Here is a 22451-nt window from a genome sequence, read left to right on the forward strand (position 1 = left end):
CTGTCTGTTTGACAACGACCACAGCACTCAGCGCCACCCTCCTGTGTCACTAAGCGCCACTGCCGGCTTTTAGCTTAGTATTCGAGTGCTTTGCTGCGCGCTTTGGCAGCGCCGGCGCTGTTGCCGGCCCCGCTGCGAATATCTGCGATTAACAGCCATAGACGACGCAGCATCACCACGTCGCCTATGGCCATATTGGTGCCTTTCAGCGCCAGTTGTTCGGCCTGTGTCCAGCGCCCTTCAAGACGCCGGATATCCGCCCACTGGTAATAGATCTCCGGATCTCGCGGAGCAATACGTTGCGCCCGCTCGAGATTACTCTCTGCCGCCTGCATCGCGCCATTGCGCTTCTGCCGGTTAGCATTATCGAGCAGAGCAATCACTGCCGGGTTCTGCGGCCGGGACGTCACCGGTGTGGGAACGGGGACGTTCACTGGCTGCTCAGTTCGGGATTCCCGGACTACGCCCGGGGAAATAATCACTGCCGCGGCGGCGGGTTCGGCCTGCTGGATGCCTCCATCCTGTTCGGTTCTATCCTCAACCGGTGGACGATAGCCTCCTGTTCCACTGACACATCCAGTCAGCCCCAGTGCCGTCATTGCCACGAACACCCATTTGTAGCGACCTGTTACCTGAACCATTTTTTGAACCAATCCAGAGAGTTATTTTGCTGATTTTCGGCGCACTCAGCGTATTCCTGCGGAGCTGTACCTTTAATGAATGGTAATTGTCGCACACCCTCACAGTGTTCGGCAGAGATGCGACCGGTTTTTTCCTCCACCCACTGGTACTCAATCCCTTCCGGCTGCACTGCCATGAAGGAGTGCGGGCGTTCCCGTACCATCAGTTCGGTCCAGGCCCGTAAAGCACCACCGGAACCGGTAAACGGCAGCTTGCCGTTATCATCCAGCCCCAGCCAGACAACTGCCATCCGGTCAGCGGCGAACCCGGCAAACCAGCTATCACGCTGATCGTTACTGGTACCGGTCTTACCCGCCAGATTCATCGACGAGGGCAGACGGCTGTAGACATAGCGCGCTGTACCCTCGCGGGTCACAGTCTGCAACGCGTACTGAATCAGGTGCATATTTTCTGCCGATACCACCTGCTTCACCTCAAAAGGATAACGCGACAGTTCAACCCCCTCGGAGTCGGTCACCAGACGGATCGCCCGCAGTGGAGTACGAAAACCGTTGGCAGCCATGGTCTGATAGATCGCCGCTACTTCAAACGGGCTCATCGACTCAGCCCCGAGCAACAGTGACGGGTAAGCCTTCGGCTCCCGCTCCACACCAAGCCGCTGCAGCAGATCGATAACCCGGGACAAGCCGACATCCATCCCCAACTGCGCTGTACTTTGGTTATAAGATTTCGCCAGAGCTCTATAGAGAGGGACTTTCCCGTGGCTCTGATGATCAAAGTTCTGCGGCACCCAGCTTTCACCATTTGGCAGGGGCACACTGATGGGTTGATCATCCAGCACCGAAGCCAGGGTATAGCCTTCTTCCAGAGCAGCCAGATAAACCGCAGGCTTGACCAGTGAACCGATCGGCCGACGTGCGTCCAGCGCCCGGTTAAAGCCCTGATAGCGCGCATTGCGCCCACCGACCATTGCCAGCACTTCGCCGGTCTGCGGATCGGTGACAACCATACCGCCCTGCAGATCCTGCACCGGCTTACCATGGCGCTTCTGCAGATTCGCGATGGTCTTTTCCAGAGCATCGGCACTGTTTGCCTGCACCGCAGGGTCAAGGCTGGTAAACACACGCAGCCCTTCGGAGTTAAGCACCTCTTCCGGATATTCATCCCGCAACTGACGCTTCACCAGATCCAGATAAGCCGGGTAAGCCCCCTTATGCAAACTACGCTGTCTGACCACACCCAGCGGCCGTTTTTCAGCATCAAGACGCTGCTTCATGCTGATTACGCCCTGCTCCTGTAACACCTGCAGCACCAGATTTCGCCGTGCCAGCGCTCGTTCCGGATGACGTCGGGGATCGTAGTAGGAAGGGCCTTTTACCATACCCGCCAGCAGTGCCACCTGATGCAACTGCAGTTCATTTATTGGCTGAGCAAAATAGTACTGGCTGGCCAGACCAAAACCATGCACCGCACGGGAGCCTGATTGTCCCAGATAGACTTCATTCAGATACGCTTCAAGGATCTCATCTTTGCTGTAGTGCAGATCCAGCAGCACAGCCATCGGAATCTCCATCAGCTTACGCGCCAGAGTCCGGTCTGAGGTGAGGTAGAAATTTTTGATCAGTTGCTGGGTCAGGGTGCTTCCCCCCTGCACAAACCGGCCAACCCGGATATTGACCCACATCGCCCGGGCGATCCCGCGCGGAGAGACGCCGAAGTGCTGGTAGTAATCCCGGTCTTCAATCTGAATCAGTGCATCCAGCAGGTGCTGAGGCGCCTGTTCCAGACGAATCAGATCACGGTCTTCATTATCTTTGGGGTAAATACCGCCGATCAGAATCGGTTCCAGACGACTCAACGGTACCGCCCGGCCATTCTGATCCCGGATCGAGGCTAACTGCCCGCCACTGAAGCTGAGCAGCATTTTACGCGGCGGTTCATCCCCATCCGGAAAGCTGAAACCACGGGTATAGACCCGCGCCCGGCTGCTGGCCCATTCCACGCTCCCGGGCTGATCGGCCCGGTTTACAAAGCGATAGCCGAGCCCTTTAAGCTCACGTTTAAGATCTTCCCGCGCCAGCGGCTGACCGGCATACAGTTCCAGCGGGCGAGCGTAAACCTTGGCCGGTAGCGCCCAGCGCTTGCCTTCGAATTTCTGCTTAACCTGGACATCAAGATAGATCAGCCCGATCCCCCCCAGCACAATCCCGACCAGGGATAGTTTAAACAGGAGAATCAATAGCTTTTTCAGGAAGTTGCGCGGCTTTTTAGTACGCTTGCTGCGACTTGACGATTTTGGTGCTCTCTTTTTTGCCATCGGCTCAGTATAATGCCTTCCCTCAGCAAGTAATACAGAATGTTTATGACGCTTATTGACGCTTTAACCCGGCCGGAGTTCTATCCGCATCCGGTCGAACAGATCGAGGTAATCGAAACCCATATCTCCTGGTTATTTTTAACCGGCGATTATGCCTATAAGGTTAAAAAACCGGTGGATTTTGGTTTTCTCGATTTTACCACGCTGGAAAAGCGTCAGCATTTCTGTGAAGAGGAACTGCGTCTCAACCAGCGTCTCGCGCCCGACATCTATCTGCAGGTCATCGCTATCGGCGGAACGCCTGACGCACCGCAGTTTGCCCCTGAGGAAGGGGCTGAAATCATCGAATATGCCGTACAGATGCAGCAGTTTAACCCGCAGATGCGTCTGGACCTGTTACTTGCCAAGCATCGCTTTGAAGCCGGCTGGATCGACACTCTGGCCGAACAGATCGCCGATTTTCACGGCCGTATTCCGATTGTCGCCAAAGACAGCCCCTGGGGAGAACCGGAGACCATCTGGGAGGTGGTCTCGGATAACTTCAGTCATATCATCAGCGCCGCTACCGATATGGACGATCTGGAGAAAGTTCAGCAGCTTTCCAATTTCACCGCACAACAGTTCCGTAAACTGACCCCACTGATTCAGCGACGCAAAGCTGAGGGGCACGTGCGCGAATGTCATGGCGACCTGCATCTGGCCAATATCACCCTCTATCACGAAGAGCTGCGCCTGTTCGACTGCATCGAATTCAATTTGCAGTTCCGCTGGATAGACAGCATCAGTGACCTGGCCTTCCTGCTGATGGATCTTGAAGCCAACGGCGAATTTCGCTGGGCCAACCGCTGCCTGAACCAGTATATGGAGATCAGTGGTGATTATCAGGCCCTGCCGTTGCTGAACTTTTACAAGGCGTATCGTTCAATGGTGCGCGCCAAAGTGGCGGTACTCGGCCCTGAGGAGATGCACGATCTGCCCACCCTGCGCCGCTACCTGCGTCTGACCGATTACTACGCGCGTGAACCAAGACCTGCGCTGTTCCTGATGCACGGTGTCTCCGGCAGCGGTAAGAGCCATCTCAGCCAGCAGTTAGTTGATCAGACCGATACTATCCGCATCCGCTCCGATGTAGAGCGCAAACGTCTGTTCCGCGAACTGAGCCTTAAAGGTGAGAAAGTCGAGCTGTACAGCCCGAAAATGAATGCCCACACCTTTAACCATCTGTTCGATACCAGCGCAGAACTGCTGCGTAATGGCTACTCGGTGGTGGTCGATGCCACGTTTATCCGTCAACGCACCCGGCAGAACTACATCGATCTGGCCGAACAGCTAAATATTCCGATCCGGATTATCAGTTGTGAGTGCGAGCAGAAACTGATCGAAGCCCGACTGAAGCGACGCGCGACAGAAGGCAATGATGCCTCTGATGCCGACGTACAGGTCATGCAGGATCAGTTGCAGCTACAGCAGCCCCTGAGCGAAGCGGAGCAGGAACTGACCATCACCATCAATACCGATGATGATGACGCCATCAGCCGCCTGCTGGAGCAGTTGCGTATTCAGGAGGTGATCTTCTGATGACCCGACTGTGCCTGTTCAGCGAGATTGAAGAGGGCAACGCCAAAGGCTTTGAGCTGGCGGGGCGAAAACTGTTTGCCGTGAAGTTTCGTGGCGAGCTGTATATCTACGAAAATAGCTGTCCGCACCGGAGCATCCCTCTGGAATGGCAGCCGGATCAGTTCCTCGACTACGAAAAAACCTTTATCCAGTGCGCCACCCACGGTGCGCTGTTCAAGATCGAGAGTGGCCAGTGCATCTCCGGCCCCTGTGTCGATGACCACCTGACCGCCGTGCCCTTTAAACTGGATGGCGATCAGGTGCTGATCTGATCAGAAAACGACAGGTAATTTTTTACAGATTCTGACCTGACCCGGATCAATCTCGGCCGCATAAGCCAGCACCTCAACCCCGGCTTCAGCCGCCTGCCGCAGCAAACGCCCGTATTCCGGATCGATCTGATCCGCTGGCCGTACCTGCTGAATACCGGTGTGAGGCACACAGAACAGCATCACCGCCCGATCGCCCTGCGCCACCATCGTCATTAGCTCCTGCAGGTGCTTGGCACCCCGCTGTGTTACCGCGTCCGGGAAGCTGCCCCAGTTTCCCTCTTCCAGCAGCGTTACGTTTTTGATTTCAACCCAGACACAGGGTCGGTCATCCGATTCGAGCAGCAGGTCGATGCGGCTGTTTTCACCGTAACGCACCTCCTGACGGATACTCTGATAGCCTGCCAGTTCACTGATTACTCCCGCCTCAATGGCTTCGCGCATCAGTTTGTTAGCGCGCCCGGTGTTGATACAGGCCAGATAACGCTGTTCTACCTCCACCAGCTCCCAGCCCAGTGGATACTTGCGCTTCGGATTACCACTGTCCTGCAACCAGACCCGGCTTCCCGGATCGGCGCAGTTTTTCATCGAACCGGTGTTCGGGCAGTGCACCGTCACTTCGCGGCCATCTGCCAGTTCGACATCGGCCAGAAAGCGCTTATAACGCTTGATCAGACGCCCTTCGATCAGGTTATCCAGATGCATCAGCCACTGATCCTTTGCTGCAGCCGATCCAGCATCAGTTGAATCCGGTCCAGCCCCGTGGTGTAAGAGAAGCGGATAAACTCATTACAGCGATGACGGCCAAAATCCAGACCCGGTGTCGTGGCAATATGATTTTCTTCCAGCAGGGACCAGCAGAAATCGTAACTGTTATCGGTCAGATGAGAAGCGCCGGCATAAACATAAAAAGCCCCCTCAGGCGTAACCGGCAGATCGAACCCCAGTTCACGCAGGCCGCTGACCAGCAGATCCCGACGCAAACGGAACTCCGCTTTGCGCTGTTCCAGAATGTCCAGCGTTTCCGGCCGGAACGCAGCCAGCGCAGCATACTGGGATACCGTATGGGGTGAGATCATCAGATTCTGCGCCAGCTTTTCCAGCTCAGGCGCCGCTTCGGCGGGCGCCACCAGCCAGCCCAGACGCCAGCCGGTCATACCGAAGTATTTGGAGAAGCTGTTGATCACAAACGCATCCGGATCGACCTCCAGCACGGAAGGCGCATCACAGCCATAGGTTAAACCGTGGTACAGCTCATCTACCACCAGAGAACCACCCAGCGCGCGTACCTGATCGGCCATCGCCTGCATCTCCTGCCGGTGTACTACAGCGCCGGTAGGATTGGCCGGAGATGCCAGTAACACACCGGCAGTATTTTTCTGCCAGTGTTGTTTTATCAATTCAGCATTAAGCTGAAAGTTCTGCTCGGCGTCTACCGCCACCAGTTGCGCCTGGGCTTCGAGAAAGCGCAGAAATTGTCGGTTACAGGGATAACCGGGGTCCGCCATCATAAACGACTGGCCCGCTTCGGCCAGCAGAGAAAACACCATCAGCAGTGCACTGGAGGCACCGGTGGTGACAATAATCCGTTCCGGGCAGATATCCAGCCCGTATTTATCCTGATACCACTGGCTGATCGCCTGACGCAGCTCGGGGATCCCTGCCGCCGGTGTGTACTGAGTCAGCCCCTGATCGATTGCCGCTTTGGCGGCAGCAGCAATCGGTGGCGCCGTGGCAAAATCCGGTTCACCGGCTTCCATATGAACCACATCATAGCCTTCAGCATCCAGTTGTTTGGCCCGCTTCAGCAGATCCATCACTTTAAAGCTTTCGATTTCGGCGACACGTTTACTGGGATGAAATGCCATCTCTGTTCCTGATTCTGTGCAAAATCGCAGTATACCCCAGACCACAATGGAACCTGCGAATAAATCTGACAGAGGCCTTAATTTACAAGCGAGAAGAACTGAGCTAGACCTAATGGGATAGCCGGTTGATGCCTGTTGGACGAATTTAGGGCTAGCGTAACGCTTAGGCATCTGGTAATTTTCCTGCCTTTCATGCTAATTGATGCGTCGTTGCGCATTACAAACACAGGCAAGTGAAGCCATCCTCTGGTGGCTTACGAAAGAGAGTGAGGCAGCGCTTATGCCAAACAAGAGCGAATCTTTCACACATTTTGAGCCTTACCCGATCGTTGAGGGTGAGGAATACATGAATGAGAAGCAGAAGGATCATTTCCGCGCCATTCTTGGTGCTTGGAAGCAGGAACTGATGGAAGAGGTTGACAGTACAATCCATCACCTGCGAGAAGAGCCTTCTAACTTCGCTGATCCCAGCGACCGTGCCAGCCAGGAAGAGGAGTTCAGCCTTGAACTCCGGACTCGTGACCGGGAACGTAAGCTGATCAAAAAGATCAACGAATCTATGGAACTGATCGACGAAGACGAATACGGCTACTGCGATGCCTGCGGCATCGAAATCGGTATCCGCCGCCTCGAAGCCCGTCCGACCGCGTCCCTTTGCATCGACTGCAAAACGCTGGCCGAGATTAAAGAAAAACAGCTTGGCGGCTGACCGAAGATAGAGCCGGCCTCCGGGCTGGCTCACGCCGGATCTCCTGACGCGTGTCCTATATCGGTCGATTTGCTCCATCCCCAACCGGACCATTACATTTTGGTTCACTGCTTGCTGCACTCGCCAGTTTCCTCGACGCCCGGGCCAATCAGGGTCAGTGGCTGTTGCGTATCGAAGACCTTGATCCACCACGGGAACAACCCGGTGTAAAAGAGGAATTCCCCGAAATCCTCGAAGCCTTTGGTCTGTACTGGGATGACGAACTGAGCCTGCAGAGCGAACGTCTGGATCTTTACCAGAACGTACTCGATCAGCTTCAGCAGCAACATCATGCCTATCCTTGCAGTTGCTCCCGCAAACAGATCATGGAGCGCTGTGAAAATATGGTTTATGACCGGCACTGCCTCTACCATCCGCCGGCCGCAGATCAAAACTGTGCAATCCGGATCAAAGCTGAGGACAGCCTGATCAGCTTCCGTGACATCATTCAGGGACCTCATGCTTACAACCTGAAGCAAAGCGGCGACTTTGTTGCATACCGCCGCGATGGCCTGTTCGCTTATCAGTTGGCGGTTGTCGTAGATGACTACCTGCAGGGAATCACCCATGTTGTCCGTGGCTCTGACCTGCTCGATGAAACCGCCCGGCAGATCCATCTGCAACAACTGCTTGGTTACCCGACCCCGGCTTATGCCCATATTCCTGTTGCCACCAATAGCGAAGGCCAGAAACTGAGCAAGCAGACCTATGCACCGGCTCTGGACACCACAGAGCCGGTCAAGCTGTTGTATCAGGCACTGCAGTTTCTCGATCAGCAACCACCGGCCGGGCTGCTTCACGCCAGCCGCGATGAACTGCTGCAATGGGCGATTGCACACTGGAATCTGCGCCAGATCCGGAACACACCCGGCAAACCGCTCAGCGAAGGGTAAAGCGATGTATTTTCACCGCGTACTTCTGCTGCTTATTCCGGCCCTGTATATGGTATTACCGCTGATCATCGATAGCTGGCAAGCCCTGCGTGGCCCCTGGTATCTGCCCTATTTCGCCTGGGCCATGGTCATACTGATCGCTTTTTTAGTGGAGAAAAGACGCCACGATGTTTAGCCTGCCCTCCCTGATTCTGATTGGTGTGGCCTATCTGCTGTTCCTGTTCGGAACCGCTTACATGACCGAACGCGGCATGCTGCCCAACAAGCTGGTCCGCCACCCGCTGACACATGTGCTTTCCATCGGCGTATATGCCAGCGTCTGGACCTTCTACGGCTCTTTCGGCGTTGCTCAGGAATCCGGCTTTAACTACCTGGCTTCGTACTTTGGCGCGGTGCTGACCTTTATCCTCGGACCGGCCCTGCTGATCCCCATTCTCAGGATCACCCGCACCTATCAGCTCAGCTCTCTGCCGGATCTGCTGGCCTTTCGCTTTCGTAGCGGCATGATAGGCAGCTACACCACTCTGCTGATGGTGTTTGCCACCCTGCCGATGCTGTCGATTCAGATTCAGGCGGTCACCGATGCGCTCTATCTGCTGAATGACCAGTTCAGCGCTGACCAGATCGGTCTTGGTTTCTGTTTCGTCATCGCCCTGTTTTCGATCCTGTTCGGTGCCCGCCACGCCTCCCTGCGTACCAGCCATAACGGCCTGATGGTGGCCATGGCCGTAGAGTCCCTGATCAAGCTGATTGCGTTACTGGTGATCGCAGGCTTTGCCCTGTTTTCGGTATTGGGAGGTGTCGAAGGCACCCAGCAGTTCCTGCTCAGCCACCCTGACGCACTGACTCAACTGGAAAAGCCATTCAACGCCGATGCCTGGCGCACGATGCTGTTGGCATTTTTTACCGCCGCTATCGTCATGCCGCATATGTTCCATATGCTGTTCACCGAAAACGCTTCCGATGAAACCCTGTATAAGGCCACCTGGGCCATGCCGCTGTTTCTGTTACTGATGGCGATCGCAGTACCTCCCATTTTATGGGCCGGTGAGGCACTGGGAGTCGGTGGTGAGGATCAATTCATCGTCCTTAATCTGGGGATTCTGCTGAACTCAACCTGGCTTGCGGTGCTGGCCTTTATCGGTGGCCTTTCCGCCGCCAGCGGAATCATGATAGTCGCCACCGTGGCCATGGCTTCAATGCTGCAGAACCATATTATTCTGCCACTGATTCCAAAACCGAAAACACCCCGTTTCTATGCCTGGCTGCTCTGGCTCCGCCGCAGCCTGATTATGACCATGCTGCTGGCCAGCTACCTGTTTTATCGCCAGATCGGTAATCATCATGATCTGCAGCTCATGGGCATTGTCGCCGTCGTTGCAGCCCTGCAGTTCCTCCCCGGCCTGCTGGTGACCTTGTTCTGGCCACGTGCCAACCGCTGGGGGCTGTTATTGGGGCTCACCACCGGTACGGGCATCTGGCTCTACCATATGGTGCTGCCACTGTTTGTGAATGAACCGCAACTGGCCCCCTTCAACCTGAACGGCAGTAACTGGGATCAGATCGCTATTCTCTCTCTGCTGTTCAACACGCTGCTGCTGACCGTGGTTTCTCTGGTCAGCGGTCAGTCGGAGGAGGAGAAAAGCGCCGCGCAAGCCTGCCTGATCAACGCGCTGGAAAAACCCCGTGCGAGCAACCTGCGCGCCTCACGACCAAAAGATTTTGTCGATATGCTCTCCGGGCGCCTCGGTCGTAAAGCGGCCGAACGGGAGGTGCAGAAAGCACTGGAGGACGGCAACCTGCCCCCGGATGCCAGCCGCCCTGTGGACCTGCTGCGACTGCGAATCCTGCTGGAACAGAACCTCTCCGGCCTGCTTGGACCGGTAGAAGCGGCTGCGCTGCTGGAACCGCTGGACCGGCCATCCGACCCTCTGGCTTTCAAAGCCGGAAATGTCCACCTGATCGAAAACCAGTTGGAGAACTATCAGTTACAGCTTACCGGTCTGGCCGCAGAGCTGGATGAGATGCGCCGCTATCACCGCCTGACTCTGCAGAAACTGCCGGTTGGCGTCTGCACGCTGGATACGGAATATCAGGTTCTGTTCTGGAATACCGAGATGGCCCGCCTGACCGGTATCAGTGCCGATCAGATCATCGGTTCGAAACTGGATACCAGCAGTAACATCTGGAGCCAGACGCTGAACGAGTTTGCCCATGCACCGATGGATCATCAGTTGGGTCAGCAACTGGAGATAGATCATCAGACCCACTGGTTCAGTCTGCACAAATCGATCCTCAAGGAGCGGCGCGATATCGGCATGGTCATCCTGCTGGAGGACGAAACCGAAACCAAATCCATGCAGGATAAACTGGCACACAGTGAACGTCTGGCTTCGATCGGCCGGTTTGCTGCCGGGGTTGCCCATGAGATTGGCAACCCGGTGACCGGGATCGCCTGTCTGGCGCAAAACCTGAAGCTTGAAACTGACAACCACTATATCCTTGAAACCGGCGACCAGATTGTCGACCAGACCAAGCGGATCAGCCGGATTGTGCAGTCACTGGTGCGATTCGCCCACGCGGGTAAAGCCGAGGCTAACCGCGAACATCTGCCGGTTTCCCTCTCCCATTGTGCAGAAGAAGCGATCCATCTGCTGACGCTGGACAGTCATGGCAAACGCCTTAACTATATCGATCAGATCCCCGGCGATGTACGAGTCAGTGGCGATCCGCAGCAATTACTGCAGGTGTTCGTCAATCTGCTGCAGAACGCGGGGGATGCCAGTGACGAAGGCGGCCGGATCTGGCTGACCCTGACCCAGCAGGAAGAAACCCTGCAACTGCAGATTACCGACGAAGGCTGCGGCATCAGCGCAGACAGCAGGGACCGCCTGTTCGAACCCTTTTTCACCACCAAAGATCCGGGTCAGGGCACAGGACTGGGGCTATCATTGGTCTACAATATTATCGAGGAACATTATGGTAGTATTGAGATTCTGAGCCCGGCCAACAACAAACAGAATAAAGGCACTCAAGTGGTGATAACGCTCCCGCGACTGAAATGGACGGAAGATCCTGACAGCCTGGGATAGTGGATAAAGGTAGAGCCTATGAGCCGAATTCTGATTGTAGAAGATGAAACAATTATCCGGTCTGCCCTGCGCAGGCTGCTGGAAAAAAACCATTTTCAGGTCGATGATGCCGCGTCTGTCGACGAAGCAAGCGACCGCTTCAACCTGCTTGACTTCAATCTGATCATCAGCGATCTGCGCCTGCCCGGCGCCCCCGGAACGGATCTGATCAGTCTGGCCAAAAACGTGCCGGTACTGATCATGACCAGCTATGCCAGCCTGCGCTCCGCCGTTGATGCCATGAAGCTGGGCGCCGTCGACTATATTGCCAAGCCGTTTGACCATGATGAGATGATCGCTTCGGTACAGAAGATCCTTTCCAGCACGACCCCGGAAACCACAGAGACCACCCGCAGCACCCCGGAAAATACCATGGCAGGGCAGATTTTCGGTTCCTGTCCGGCCATGAAGGAACTGTTCAGGCGAATCAGCAAAGTGGCCCGGACTCCGGCCACCGTTCTGATTCAGGGTGAATCCGGAACCGGTAAAGAACTCGCCGCCCGCGCAATCCATGAACAGAGTGATCGTGCAGGCACCCCGATGATTTCGGTGAACTGTGCAGCGATCCCGGAAAGTCTGATCGAATCCGAGCTGTTTGGCCACGAAAAAGGCGCCTTTACCGGCGCGACAGCCGGACGCAGCGGTCTGCTGGAAGCCGCCGATGGCGGCACCCTGTTCCTCGACGAGATCGGCGAACTGCCACTGGAAGCTCAGGCCCGGCTGCTGCGATTTTTGCAGGAGGGTGAGATCCGTCGGGTGGGCTCGGTACAATCGAAGAAGGTCGATGTACGTCTGATTGCAGCAACCCACCGCAATCTGAAAGAACTGGCTAAACAACAGGCGTTCCGTGAAGACCTGTACTACCGGTTATACGTTATGGAACTGCGCATCCCTCCTCTGCGTGAACGGGGGAATGACATTCTTGAGATCGCTGACCGTATGCTCAGCAAGGTCAGCCAGAAAATGCAGACCGGCCCGCTGACTTTCACCCAGCACGCCCGGCAGATCATGCTTGGCTATCACTGGCCGGGTAACGTCCGCGAACTGGAAAACGCGATAGAACGCGCGGTGATTCTGGCCGATGGTGATCAGATCAGTACCGACCTGCTGGGTCTGGATCTGCCTAAACCAAGCCTCAATGAACTGGAAGATCAGTTTGCCGCCAGAAGCCGCGATTCAGTAGCCGTGCCCATGCAGGAAAAAGAGGAGCAGGCCAATCTCTCACTGGATGATTATTTCCAGCGTTTCGTACTGGAGAATCAGGATCAGCTCAGTGAAACCGAACTGGCGAAAAAGCTCGGGGTCAGCCGTAAATGCCTTTGGGAGCGCCGTCAGAAGCTGGGCATTCCGCGAAAACCCCGAAAGCAGGCCTGAGGTAACAACCGGTAACAAAGGCCGGTAACGTTTCGGGTGTTACCTTAGTACCCAACAAGTAGTACTTAAGCGTAACACTGAGTAACAAAACCTACACCTTAGTAGGTATATAAAAACAACATAAACCATAACTGCATGTTTTGTAAGGAGTTTTAAAAACTGGCACAACGCATGCAATCTATTAACGCGAAAACAAAAAGAAGCACGCTTCGAAACCTGGACCGTCAATAAAAATAAAAACTGGGAAAGAGTTGAGAAGTACCCGCCTCGAATAAAAATAACAATGAGGCTTAGAAAGGCTGATCGTAGCGATGCCGTAACGATCAATAAGCTCTTAGAACAAAAACAACAAACTAAGAAAAGTGTTGTTGCCTGAGATGCGATCAGCTTCCCCCTCCCTCTCAATCTTTCGCTATAAGCTTATACTCCCAATCGACACCCCAACAGTGGTATCATTGCGCACCCGAGTGTATCTGGGACGCTGATCTGCCAGTTGGTCACTACTAACTCAGTCGATACGGTCCCCCTAGATCAGGTCATTAAACTGTTGAGTAGGCACTACCTTGCTTAAAACCATTAGCAAAGCGCTGAGCAAAGTCTTTGGCGGTAACGAAAGCACAGCAGACACGGCAACTACCGCCCACGTCACCGAGATTAACAAACAGGTCATTCCGGAACAGGAACACAATATTCCACGCCGTTACCTGGATGATAACGCCCTCAAGGTTGCTTACCGGCTGCAGGACGCTGGCTATGAAGGCTACCTGGTAGGCGGCTGCATCCGTGACCTGCTCCTGAAGAAAAAACCCAAAGATTTTGATGTGGCGACCGATGCCCATCCGGAAGAGGCCGCAGAGCTGTTTCGCCGCTCCCGTCTGATTGGCCGCCGCTTCAAGCTGGTTCACGTCCGTTTCGGGCGCGACCTGATCGAAGTCGCCACCTTCCGCGCCAACCACGACAGCCAGGCTGAAGACAGTGAAGGCGAAGATGGCAAGCAGTGTGACAGCGGCATGATCCTGCGCGATAACGTTTACGGCACCATTGAAGATGACGCCCTGCGCCGCGATTTCACTGTAAACGCCCTCTACTACTGCCCGAAAGATCATGCCGTCTACGATTTTGCTAACGGCTATTCCGATCTGCAACAGGGTATTCTGCGCATGATCGGCGACCCGGAAGCGCGCTATAAAGAGGACCCGGTACGCATGCTGCGGGCCGCGCGTTTTGCCGCCAAACTGGATTTTCATATCGAACCTAACTCCGAAGCACCGATCAGGCCACTGGCGCCGATGCTGAAACGGATCGCACCTGCGCGCCTGTTTGATGAAGCGCTGAAACTGCTTCAGTCCGGCCATGCGATCAACTCCTACCAGCAACTTCAGCGTCTGGAACTGTTCGAGCCCCTGTTCCCACAGGTTCAGCGCCTGCTTGAATCAGATAACCTGGACGTGCCACTGGAGCCACTGATCGAGAACGCCCTGCGCAATACAGACCGCCGACTGGCTCAGCGCAAGAGCGTAACACCGGCGTTTCTGTTTGCCGCTATCCTCTGGTACCCAACCCAGATCCGGATGCAGCAACTGATCAAAGAGAATAAAATGCCTCCCCTGCCGGCGCTGCATGAAGCCGCCAATCAGATACTCGCTGAGCAGGTGCGTTCTACCGCTATTCCACGCCGTTTCTCCACTCCAATCCGCGAGATATGGGAGCTGCAGCTACGCCTGCCAAGACGTCAGGGTAACCGCGCGCATCGCCTGATGGAGCACCCTCGTTTCCGTGCCGCCTACGATCTGCTGCTGTTACGTGAAACCAGCGGAGAAGAGCTGGGAGGTTTGAGCCAGTGGTGGACCGACTTCCAGAACGCCAACGAGAGCAACAAAGAACAGATGCTGCAGGGCACCGGCAAAAGCGAGAAGCCACGTCGCCCGCGCAGACGCCGTAGCAACCGGACCCGCCAAGAGCCCTCGGTATGAGCACCCCGGTTCGTTGTTTTATCGGTCTGGGCAGTAATCTGGAAAACCCGATCGAACAGGTCAGCTCCGCTATCGAGGAGCTGGCTGCATTGCCGGAAACCCAGTTACTTAACGCCTCATCGCTGTATCGCTCTGCTCCCGTAGGCCCTCAGGACCAGCCCGATTTCATCAATGCGGTAGCCGAGCTGGAAACTCAGCTTGAAGCACACGCACTGCTTGACCAGCTTCAGGCTCTGGAACAAAAACATCAGCGAATCCGCGAGCGTCACTGGGGTCCGCGGACTCTGGATCTCGACCTGCTACTCTATGGCGAGCAGCATATCGACACCGAACGACTCCGGGTTCCACACCCGTTTATGCGGGAACGAAGCTTCGTTCTCCACCCTCTGGCAGAGATCTGTCCCGATCTGCGCCTACCTGATGGCGAACCCCTCGCCAGCCTGATAATGGAAAACCCTATGGGCAGTCTGGCAAAGATATAGGTATAATCCCGCCAACGCGTAACCACAGGAAGCTAATTCCATGAGCAATATTACTCTGCACACGTTGTCCAGCATGAAGGAAAACGGCGAAAAATTCGCAGTCTTAACAGCCTACGACGCCTGTTTCTCCCACCTGGTCAGTTCCGCTGGCACAGAAGTGATTCTGGTAGGTGACTCATTGGGCATGGTGCTTCAGGGCAACGACAGTACACTACCCGTGAGCGTCGAGGAGATGGCCTACCACACCCAGGCCGTTGCCAAAGGTAACCAGGGCAGCCTGATCATGGCTGACCTGCCCTTTATGAGCTACGCAACCCCTGAACAGGCGATGGACAGCGCTGCGGTACTGATGCAGGCCGGCGCGAACATGGTCAAGCTTGAAGGCGGTGCCTGGCTGGCTGAAAGCATCAGCCTGCTGGCGGAGCGTGGGGTTCCGGTTTGCGCCCATCTGGGCCTGACGCCTCAGACCGTCAACAAACTGGGTGGCTACCGGGTTCAGGGCCGCGATCAGGAAACGGCACAGCAGATGATCAACGACGCAATCCTGCTGCAGGATGCAGGAGCCAGCATTATTCTGCTGGAATGCGTCCCGGCGATCCTCGCTAAAGAGATCACGCTGGCACTGAGCGTTCCGGTCATTGGCATTGGTGCCGGTGCAGATACCGATGCTCAGGTACTGGTACTGCACGACATGCTGGGCATCACTCCGGGTCGCCGACCAAAATTCGTCAAAGACTTTATGGCCGACGCCAGCAGCATTGAAGAAGCCGTGAAAAATTACGTGCTTGAGGTTAAAGACGGAACATTTCCGTCAGCAGAACACGGATTCGCCTGATTATGATGACTATCCACACCATTGCCGAACTGCGTTCTGCGCTGCGTGAAGCACGTATGGCAGGTAAGCGCATCGGCTTTGTCCCGACCATGGGCAACCTCCACGAAGGTCACATGCAACTGATCGATCTGGCCAATAGCAAGAGCGATATCGTTGTATCCTCCATCTTCGTCAACCCACTGCAGTTTGGTCTGAATGAAGATCTCGACAGCTATCCACGCACCCTGCGCGAAGATCAAGAAAAGCTCAGTGCCCGTGGCTGTGACATTCTGTTCGCACCAACCAACGATGAGGTCTACCCGCACGGTCAGGACGCACAGACTCAGGTAGAAGTTCCCCTGATCTCTGATCTCTATTGCGGTGCCAGCCGTCCGGGACATTTCCGCGGCGTGGCCACGGTAGTGACCAAACTGTTCGGCATGGTACAACCGGATCTGGCGGTATTTGGTGAGAAAGACTTCCAGCAGTTGATGGTGATTCGGCGCATGACTGAAGACCTGAGTCTGCCGGTAGAGATTATCGGCGCCCCGATTGCCCGTAATGAACAGGGCCTGGCCCTGAGTTCGCGTAATGGCTACCTCTCTGCAGAGGAGCTGGCAACGGCGGTTCATCTCAATGCCAGCCTGCGCCATGTGGCCGCGCGGCTTCAGGAGGGCGAACGGGATTTCAGCGCACTTCAGGAACAGGCACAGCAGACGCTCGAAGAGGTCGGCTTTAAGCGTGACTATTACGTCATCTGCCGCCGTGATGATCTGCAGCCGGCCAGCGCAGAGGATAAACAACTGGTCATTCTGGCCGCCGCCCGCCTTGGCCCTGCTCGCCTGATCGATAATATTCAGATCGATCTGTGACCGTTTCCGGGCAGAGCCCCTGCCCGGAACTTTATGATATATAAAACTTTTCCTGCCCTTCAGCCTTGTTCTTTTTGCGGTGCAATAATACCCCCTTCCAACATAAGTCTTATACACCCCAGTACTTTAGCGCCTTGACAAGCGGGCGTCCGCTCCCGCAGACTGCTATGACGATGAGTTCTTGCACTGCAATATAATAATAAAGAGTTGTATGAGTGCTCAGAAAAACGGACTTTAGTCGGCCGTACAATAAGGAAGAAGCTGACGGCCGCTGCATTAACGCCGCTTTTCACCTGAAATATCCGGGTCATCTCCATGGCCTATGATCATCATCGTGAACGAACATTGTACTAGCTAAGCTAAGAGGCATTTCGAATGCGTGACGTTGTTATTGTTGCTGCCGGTCGCACCGCGGTAGGCACATTTGGTGGTTCCCTTTCTAAAATTACAGCATCTGATCTGGGTGCTACGGTTATCAAAGGTCTGCTCGAAAAGATCGATCTGGACCCTTCCAAAGTAGATGAAGTTATTCTTGGTCAGGTACTGACCGCTGGCTGTGGCCAGAACCCGGCCCGTCAGGCTACCCTGAATGGCGGCCTGCCAATTGAAGTTCCTGCCATCACCATCAACAAAGTGTGTGGTTCCGGCCTGAAAGCCGTACAGATGGCAACTCAGGCGATCCGCTGCGGTGACGCAGATATCATCATCGCCGGTGGTCAGGAGAACATGAGCATGTCTCCGCACGTGGTACCTAACTCCCGTAACGGCGCACGCATGGGCGACTGGAAGATGGTCGACTCTATGATCAAAGATGGCCTGTGGGATGCGTTCAACGACTACCACATGGGTATCACCACGGAAAACATCGTCGAAAAATACGGTTTCACCCGTGAAGAGCAGGATGCATTTGCTGCCGCCTCTCAGAACAAAGCAGAAGCCGCCGTGACTTCCGGCCGTTTCAAAGATGAAATCATCCCGGTGTCTATCCCGCAGCGTAAAGGTGATCCGATTGTATTCGACACCGACGAACAGCCACGCTTCGGTTGCACTGCTGAAGCACTGGGTAAACTGCGTCCTGCATTCAAAAAAGATGGCACCGTAACCGCAGGTAACTCTTCCACCATCAACGATGGTGCGGCTGCAGTGATCGTCTGCTCCGCTGAGAAAGCTGCTGAACTGGGTCTGCCGGTTCTGGCTAAAATCAAAGCCTACGGCAATGCGGGTATTGATCCGTCCATCATGGGTACAGGCCCGATCTGCGCCACTCAGAAAGCACTGGAAAAAGCGGGCTGGAGTGTAGACGATCTGGAACTGGTTGAAGCGAACGAAGCGTTTGCTGCTCAGGCGATGTCCGTGAACAAAGATCTGGGCTGGAATACTGAGATTGTTAACGTCAACGGCGGTGCGATCGCACTGGGTCACCCGATCGGTGCATCCGGCTGCCGCGTATTTGTCAGCCTGATCCACGAAATGATCAAGCGCGACGCCAAGAAAGGCCTGGCTACCCTGTGTATCGGTGGTGGTATGGGTACCGCACTGGCAATCGAACGAGACTAAACTAGACTTAAGTCTAGTTACACCGTCCTACCTATTTAAACCGCAGCTCCGCTGCGGTTTTTTTCTGCCTGTTGCAGGCAGTGCTGAGGCTGAATCAGGCTTCCGCAATCGCGCCTTTACCCACCCCTTCATACGCCCGCACCAGTACGCGGTCCTGTGGATAAGCTTTTTTGATCTGAGCCGCCAGATGAGCCGCAATCAGTTCAACCGTGCTGTCCGTATCAATCAGGTAGCAGACTGACGCAGGCAGGCTGATATCAAAACGTCCCTGAGGGGCCTCATAGGCGTAATCATGGCGCTGCTCACTCTGTGCGCTCAGGTGGTCTTCGGAGCCGATGTAGATATCACGGAAACGCTCCGCCCATTCAGCCTCAAGTGACTCTTCACGCTGATCGTTAAGATAGATCTCGATCCGTGAACGGTGGCCGTGGGCGATTCGCTGACAGTTACCATCATGCTTCTGCAGGCCATGGCTGTAATGGTAGAAAGCACCGTCGATTTTCTCCGGCACAAAACCGATCTTCAGACCTTTCACCTCGCCCGGAAAAAGTTCCAGCAGCTTGTCACGACACCAGTCAGCCAGTGTCTGCTCGTTGATCTCCGGCATCCCCACCAGACAGATCGCCTGCTCCGGTGAGCGACAGAAGAAACGCTCGCCATCGGCGTAGAGCCACTCCACCTCGGTGTAACCATCCGCAATGCGATGACTGAGTCGTGGCATACCGGTTGGAACCACCAGCGCATGGTCAACCCAGCGGTCGAACCAGTTTTTCACCTCTTTCTTCACAATCCCAAAATCGCAGATCATCCCCTGCTCATTCAAACTGCCATCCAGCTCGAGCTGAACCAGCCAGGACTCGCCCAGCAAACCACGCTGTGGGTGCAGGTAGGAAAAATCAACATTGGTCAGGTTATCTACGAAAAGTTTCACAAAGAGGCTCCAAATTTGAAGGCGCTATAGTAACCGAAAAGCGATAATGAAAAAACGCCGCACGCTATAGGGTCTCTGCCGCTTCCGGTATAATACCTGCTCATTCCAGACGATACTGATAAGGTCCAATGCGCCTAGATAAATACCTAGCACAATCCACCGGCTTTTCCCGCAAAGAGGTCCGTCGTTTTATGAAAGCGGGAGATGTGGTGGTCAACGATCAGGAGGTCTCCGACCCGTCTCTGCATATTGACGAGGAGGATGAGGTCTACCTGAGTGGTTTTCCGGTAGAAGCACCCGGCGACAAGTACCTGATGCTGCACAAGCCTCTCGGTTGCGTCTGTTCCAATGACGATGGCACTCATCCTACGGTACTCAGCCTGATCGATCTGCCCCGCGCAGAGGAGCTGGCGATCTGCGGCCGGCTGGATGTCGACACCACCGGACTGGTTCTGATTACCAGTGATGGCAAATGGGCGCACAAGATCACTTCGCCAAAACATAAAACCGGTAAGCGTTATCTGGTGACGACCGCTGACCCTATCCCTGCAGATGCGGTGGATAAGTTTGCCCGGGGACTGATGCTGAACAATGAAAAAGTACGCACCAAGCCTGCAGAATTAACCATTACCGGCGACTATGAAGCAGAGGTCATTCTGACCGAAGGCCGCTACCATCAGGTAAAACGTATGTTTGCTGCAATCGGCAACCGTGTAGAAGCCCTGCACCGGGCCAGCATTGGCAACATTGAACTGGATGAAACCCTGGAACCCGGCGAGTTCCGCTTCCTGACCGACGAAGAGATCAACAGCATCTGATGAGCGATACAGCATTCAATCAACTGGCTCCCCTGATCCGTCAGGCCAGTGGAAAAACCCTGTGGCTGGCCGATGAGAACCTGCTTAGCGCACGCCTCAGCCCTAACCCGGCGGTTACCGTCATCACCAACCGCATCGATCTGTATCAGCAGTTGCAGCAACAGGGCTGGCAGGCACAGTTCTCCGATTATGATCTCAGCGAGATTCCCGATCAGTCATTCGATACTGTGATCTACCGGGTCTCAAAGGAGAAACCGGTGGTCCACCATCTGATCAACGAGGCGTTTCGCTGCCTGAAGCCAGAAGGTCAGATGTTCCTTTCCGGCGATAAGAGCGAAGGGATCAAATCTTACTTCAGCAAGGCCCGTAAACTATTTGGCGGTGGCGAAAGCAGCAAAGCAGAGAAAGACACCTGGCTGGTCAGCCTGGCAAAATACAACACCGGTTCTGATGATTTTCTCGACAGCAAAGCTTATCCACAGCTTCGGGTCTGCTGTCAGGACGAACAGTTCGAATATTGGAGCAAACCGGGTGTCTTTGGCTGGGACAAAGTCGACAAAGGCAGCGCCTACCTGATCGAACATCTGGACAACTTCCTGATGACCCTGCCGGAACCGCCCAGGAACGCCCTTGATCTGGGTTGCGGCTATGGCTATCTCTCCCTGAACATCAGCTCACTGGGGATTCCGGTTACCGCCACCGATAACAATGCCGCCGCGCTGCTGGCCTGTGAGCGTAACTTTGAGCGTTATCCGCTACAGGGTAAAGTGGTTCCTGCCAGTTGTGCCGAAGGGATCAGCGAGAAGTTTGACCTGATACTCTGCAACCCGCCGTTTCATGCCGGGTTTTCGGTAGATGGCGATCTGACTGACCGCTTTCTGAAGGCCGCCCACGACCGCCTGAGCAGCCGCGGTGTCGCCTGTTTTGTAACCAATCTGCACATCCCGCTTGAACGTAAAGCCGCGGCCTGTTTTCATCAGGCCGAGTGCATTGCCGCCAATGGCAATTTCAAACTGGTGCGCCTCACTCACAAAACCTGAGCTGTAATGCTCAGGCTGGCCGTCTGCGGTTGGTAAGGTAGACCCCGCAGACCGCCACCAGCATTCCCAGAACAGCACTGCCGTTCAGCGTCTCGCCAAACAGGAACCACGCCTCCAGCGCCGTCAGCACCGGTACCAGATAAAAATAACTGGCCACCTTGCTGGCTTCACCTTCGCGAATCATCACTAACAGCAGCAAAACAGCCACCAGCGACAGCGCAATCACCATCCAGGCCAGCGCAGCCGCCAGCGTCCAGTTCCACTGCACAACCCCGGAGTCAAATTGCCAGGCGAGCAACGCCATAGTCACAGCGGTGGCCAGATACTGAAAAAAGATTCCCACCACCAGATCGACTCCCGTGCCAAAGCGTTTCTGGTAAAGCGTACCAATGGAGATGGCCAGCAGTGCGATCATACAGGCCGCCCAGGCATCATAGCCTGCAACAGTGCTTCCGGTCTGGCCATTCTGACTGACAACCAATACCACACCTGCCAGCCCTAACAGTAAGCCCAGCCACTGACTCCGGCGCAGGGCTTCACTCAGCCAGAGCCAGCCGATCAGCGCCGTCAGAAGTGGCTGCAGCCCCATAATCAGAGAGGTAACGCCCGCCGGCATCGACCAGTCAATGGCAGCGAATACACCACCCAGGTAACAGGCATGAACCAGAAACCCAACCACCATCTGATGACCCGCCTGCGCAGGCGTACACCACTTGGGCTTACGCCACCATAGCAGAACCGACAGCAGCAACAGGGTTAACAACACGCGCAATAAGAGCACACTGAATGGGTCCATATAGGGCACCGCATACTTAGCACCAATAAAACCGGTGCTCCAGATACCCACAAATGCCCAGGGAACCAGCGCTAACCACTGCTGCTTGTTCATTATCATCGCAATCACTCCATGACGGGGGCTACACTCTAAACCGAAGCGGCCATAGTGGAAAGGTACAGACCCGCGCCGGTTTTCAGACACAGAACCCGGCAACAATCACAAAAGCACAATCAGGCAAAGCCACGTCAGCACCTGACAGGGACACAATATGATCCGCCGCCACAGATCATCCGCAGCCTGTATCAGATAGCCTGTCAGAAATCACTC

General features: G+C 55.2%; 20 protein-coding genes. 14 read left to right on the plus strand and 6 right to left on the minus strand.

Going from position 1 to position 22451, the window contains the following annotated elements; all coding sequences use genetic code 11:
• Nucleotides 1–74: 74 nt before the first annotated feature.
• Both QUD59_RS05510 and mrcB read right to left on the minus strand, forming a co-directional pair.
• Entirely contained in the window at nucleotides 75–641 is a 567-nt protein-coding gene (locus QUD59_RS05510; RefSeq protein ID WP_286240097.1) for a hypothetical protein, read from the minus strand.
• Nucleotides 629–2959, minus strand: coding sequence for a penicillin-binding protein 1B (gene mrcB / locus QUD59_RS05515; RefSeq protein ID WP_286240099.1), 2331 nt, complete (start codon nucleotides 2957–2959; stop codon nucleotides 629–631). The genes QUD59_RS05510 and mrcB overlap by 13 nt, the downstream gene beginning before the upstream one ends.
• A gap of 45 nt (nucleotides 2960–3004) precedes the next feature.
• Here mrcB and QUD59_RS05520 point away from each other — a divergent pair, with 45 nt between their 5' ends.
• Both QUD59_RS05520 and QUD59_RS05525 read left to right on the plus strand, forming a co-directional pair.
• The gene (locus QUD59_RS05520) at nucleotides 3005–4537 is read left to right on the plus strand and encodes a bifunctional aminoglycoside phosphotransferase/ATP-binding protein (RefSeq protein ID WP_286240100.1); all 1533 of its coding nucleotides are present in this window, start codon (nucleotides 3005–3007) and stop codon (nucleotides 4535–4537) included.
• Nucleotides 4537–4848 (plus strand): Rieske (2Fe-2S) protein, encoded by a 312-nt coding sequence (locus QUD59_RS05525; RefSeq protein WP_286240101.1) that lies wholly within the window; start codon nucleotides 4537–4539, stop codon nucleotides 4846–4848. The genes QUD59_RS05520 and QUD59_RS05525 overlap by 1 nt, the downstream gene beginning before the upstream one ends.
• Here QUD59_RS05525 and sfsA read toward each other — a convergent pair whose 3' ends face one another.
• Both sfsA and QUD59_RS05535 read right to left on the minus strand, forming a co-directional pair.
• A complete protein-coding gene (gene sfsA / locus QUD59_RS05530; RefSeq protein WP_286240102.1) occupies nucleotides 4849–5550 on the minus strand; it encodes a DNA/RNA nuclease SfsA in 702 nt (233 codons plus the stop codon). It abuts the gene before it with no gap.
• Nucleotides 5550–6713 carry a pyridoxal phosphate-dependent aminotransferase gene (locus QUD59_RS05535; RefSeq protein ID WP_286240104.1) on the minus strand — a complete coding sequence of 388 codons (1164 nt, stop codon included), beginning with the start codon at nucleotides 6711–6713 and terminating at the stop codon, nucleotides 5550–5552. Before QUD59_RS05535 ends, sfsA begins: the two co-directional genes overlap by 1 nt.
• A 280-nt stretch (nucleotides 6714–6993) precedes the next feature.
• On the opposite strand from QUD59_RS05535, the gene dksA reads away from it, so the two are divergent.
• The 10 genes from dksA to QUD59_RS05585 all read left to right on the plus strand — a co-directional run bounded on the left by dksA (nucleotide 6994) and on the right by QUD59_RS05585 (nucleotide 18557).
• A complete protein-coding gene (gene dksA / locus QUD59_RS05540; protein ID WP_286240105.1) occupies nucleotides 6994–7422 on the plus strand; it encodes an RNA polymerase-binding protein DksA in 429 nt (142 codons plus the stop codon).
• 50 nt (nucleotides 7423–7472) lie between these two features.
• Nucleotides 7473–8354 carry a tRNA glutamyl-Q(34) synthetase GluQRS gene (gluQRS, locus tag QUD59_RS05545; RefSeq protein ID WP_286240107.1) on the plus strand — a complete coding sequence of 294 codons (882 nt, stop codon included), beginning with the start codon at nucleotides 7473–7475 and terminating at the stop codon, nucleotides 8352–8354.
• 4 nt (nucleotides 8355–8358) lie between these two features.
• Nucleotides 8359–8529, plus strand: coding sequence for a hypothetical protein (locus tag QUD59_RS05550; protein ID WP_286240108.1), 171 nt, complete (start codon nucleotides 8359–8361; stop codon nucleotides 8527–8529).
• Nucleotides 8522–11446 (plus strand): sensor histidine kinase, encoded by a 2925-nt coding sequence (locus QUD59_RS05555; RefSeq protein WP_286240109.1) that lies wholly within the window; start codon nucleotides 8522–8524, stop codon nucleotides 11444–11446. Before QUD59_RS05550 ends, QUD59_RS05555 begins: the two co-directional genes overlap by 8 nt.
• A gap of 18 nt (nucleotides 11447–11464) precedes the next feature.
• Nucleotides 11465–12859: a sigma-54-dependent transcriptional regulator gene (locus tag QUD59_RS05560; RefSeq protein WP_286240110.1), complete on the plus strand. Its 1395-nt coding sequence runs from the start codon at nucleotides 11465–11467 to the stop codon at nucleotides 12857–12859.
• Nucleotides 12860–13422: 563 nt separating this feature from the next.
• The gene (pcnB, locus tag QUD59_RS05565) at nucleotides 13423–14832 is read left to right on the plus strand and encodes a polynucleotide adenylyltransferase PcnB (RefSeq protein ID WP_286240112.1); all 1410 of its coding nucleotides are present in this window, start codon (nucleotides 13423–13425) and stop codon (nucleotides 14830–14832) included.
• Nucleotides 14829–15314, plus strand: a complete 486-nt coding sequence (gene folK / locus QUD59_RS05570) for a 2-amino-4-hydroxy-6-hydroxymethyldihydropteridine diphosphokinase (RefSeq protein WP_286240113.1) — start codon at nucleotides 14829–14831, stop codon at nucleotides 15312–15314. The genes pcnB and folK overlap by 4 nt, the downstream gene beginning before the upstream one ends.
• Nucleotides 15315–15354: 40 nt before the next feature.
• A complete protein-coding gene (panB, locus tag QUD59_RS05575) occupies nucleotides 15355–16149 on the plus strand; it encodes a 3-methyl-2-oxobutanoate hydroxymethyltransferase (protein WP_286240114.1) in 795 nt (264 codons plus the stop codon).
• Between the two features lie 2 nt (nucleotides 16150–16151).
• Nucleotides 16152–17000: a pantoate--beta-alanine ligase gene (panC, locus tag QUD59_RS05580; protein WP_286240115.1), complete on the plus strand. Its 849-nt coding sequence runs from the start codon at nucleotides 16152–16154 to the stop codon at nucleotides 16998–17000.
• Between the two features lie 375 nt (nucleotides 17001–17375).
• Nucleotides 17376–18557 (plus strand): acetyl-CoA C-acetyltransferase, encoded by a 1182-nt coding sequence (locus QUD59_RS05585; protein WP_286240116.1) that lies wholly within the window; start codon nucleotides 17376–17378, stop codon nucleotides 18555–18557.
• A gap of 94 nt (nucleotides 18558–18651) precedes the next feature.
• On the opposite strand, the gene QUD59_RS05590 is transcribed toward QUD59_RS05585, so the two are convergent.
• Nucleotides 18652–19488, minus strand: a complete 837-nt coding sequence (locus tag QUD59_RS05590; protein WP_286240117.1) for a 6-carboxytetrahydropterin synthase — start codon at nucleotides 19486–19488, stop codon at nucleotides 18652–18654.
• Nucleotides 19489–19616: 128 nt separating this feature from the next.
• On the opposite strand from QUD59_RS05590, the gene QUD59_RS05595 reads away from it, so the two are divergent.
• Nucleotides 19617–20306: a pseudouridine synthase gene (locus QUD59_RS05595; RefSeq protein ID WP_286240118.1), complete on the plus strand. Its 690-nt coding sequence runs from the start codon at nucleotides 19617–19619 to the stop codon at nucleotides 20304–20306.
• The gene (locus tag QUD59_RS05600) at nucleotides 20306–21346 is read left to right on the plus strand and encodes a class I SAM-dependent methyltransferase (RefSeq protein WP_286240119.1); all 1041 of its coding nucleotides are present in this window, start codon (nucleotides 20306–20308) and stop codon (nucleotides 21344–21346) included. The genes QUD59_RS05595 and QUD59_RS05600 overlap by 1 nt, the downstream gene beginning before the upstream one ends.
• Nucleotides 21347–21356: 10 nt before the next feature.
• Here the strand turns inward: QUD59_RS05600 and QUD59_RS05605 are convergent, their stop codons facing one another.
• The gene (locus tag QUD59_RS05605) at nucleotides 21357–22241 is read right to left on the minus strand and encodes a DMT family transporter (protein ID WP_286240121.1); all 885 of its coding nucleotides are present in this window, start codon (nucleotides 22239–22241) and stop codon (nucleotides 21357–21359) included.
• Nucleotides 22242–22451 lie beyond the last annotated feature (210 nt).

Source organism: Neptuniibacter halophilus, from assembly GCF_030295765.1.
Classification (GTDB): Bacteria; Pseudomonadota; Gammaproteobacteria; order Pseudomonadales; family Balneatricaceae; genus Neptuniibacter; species Neptuniibacter halophilus.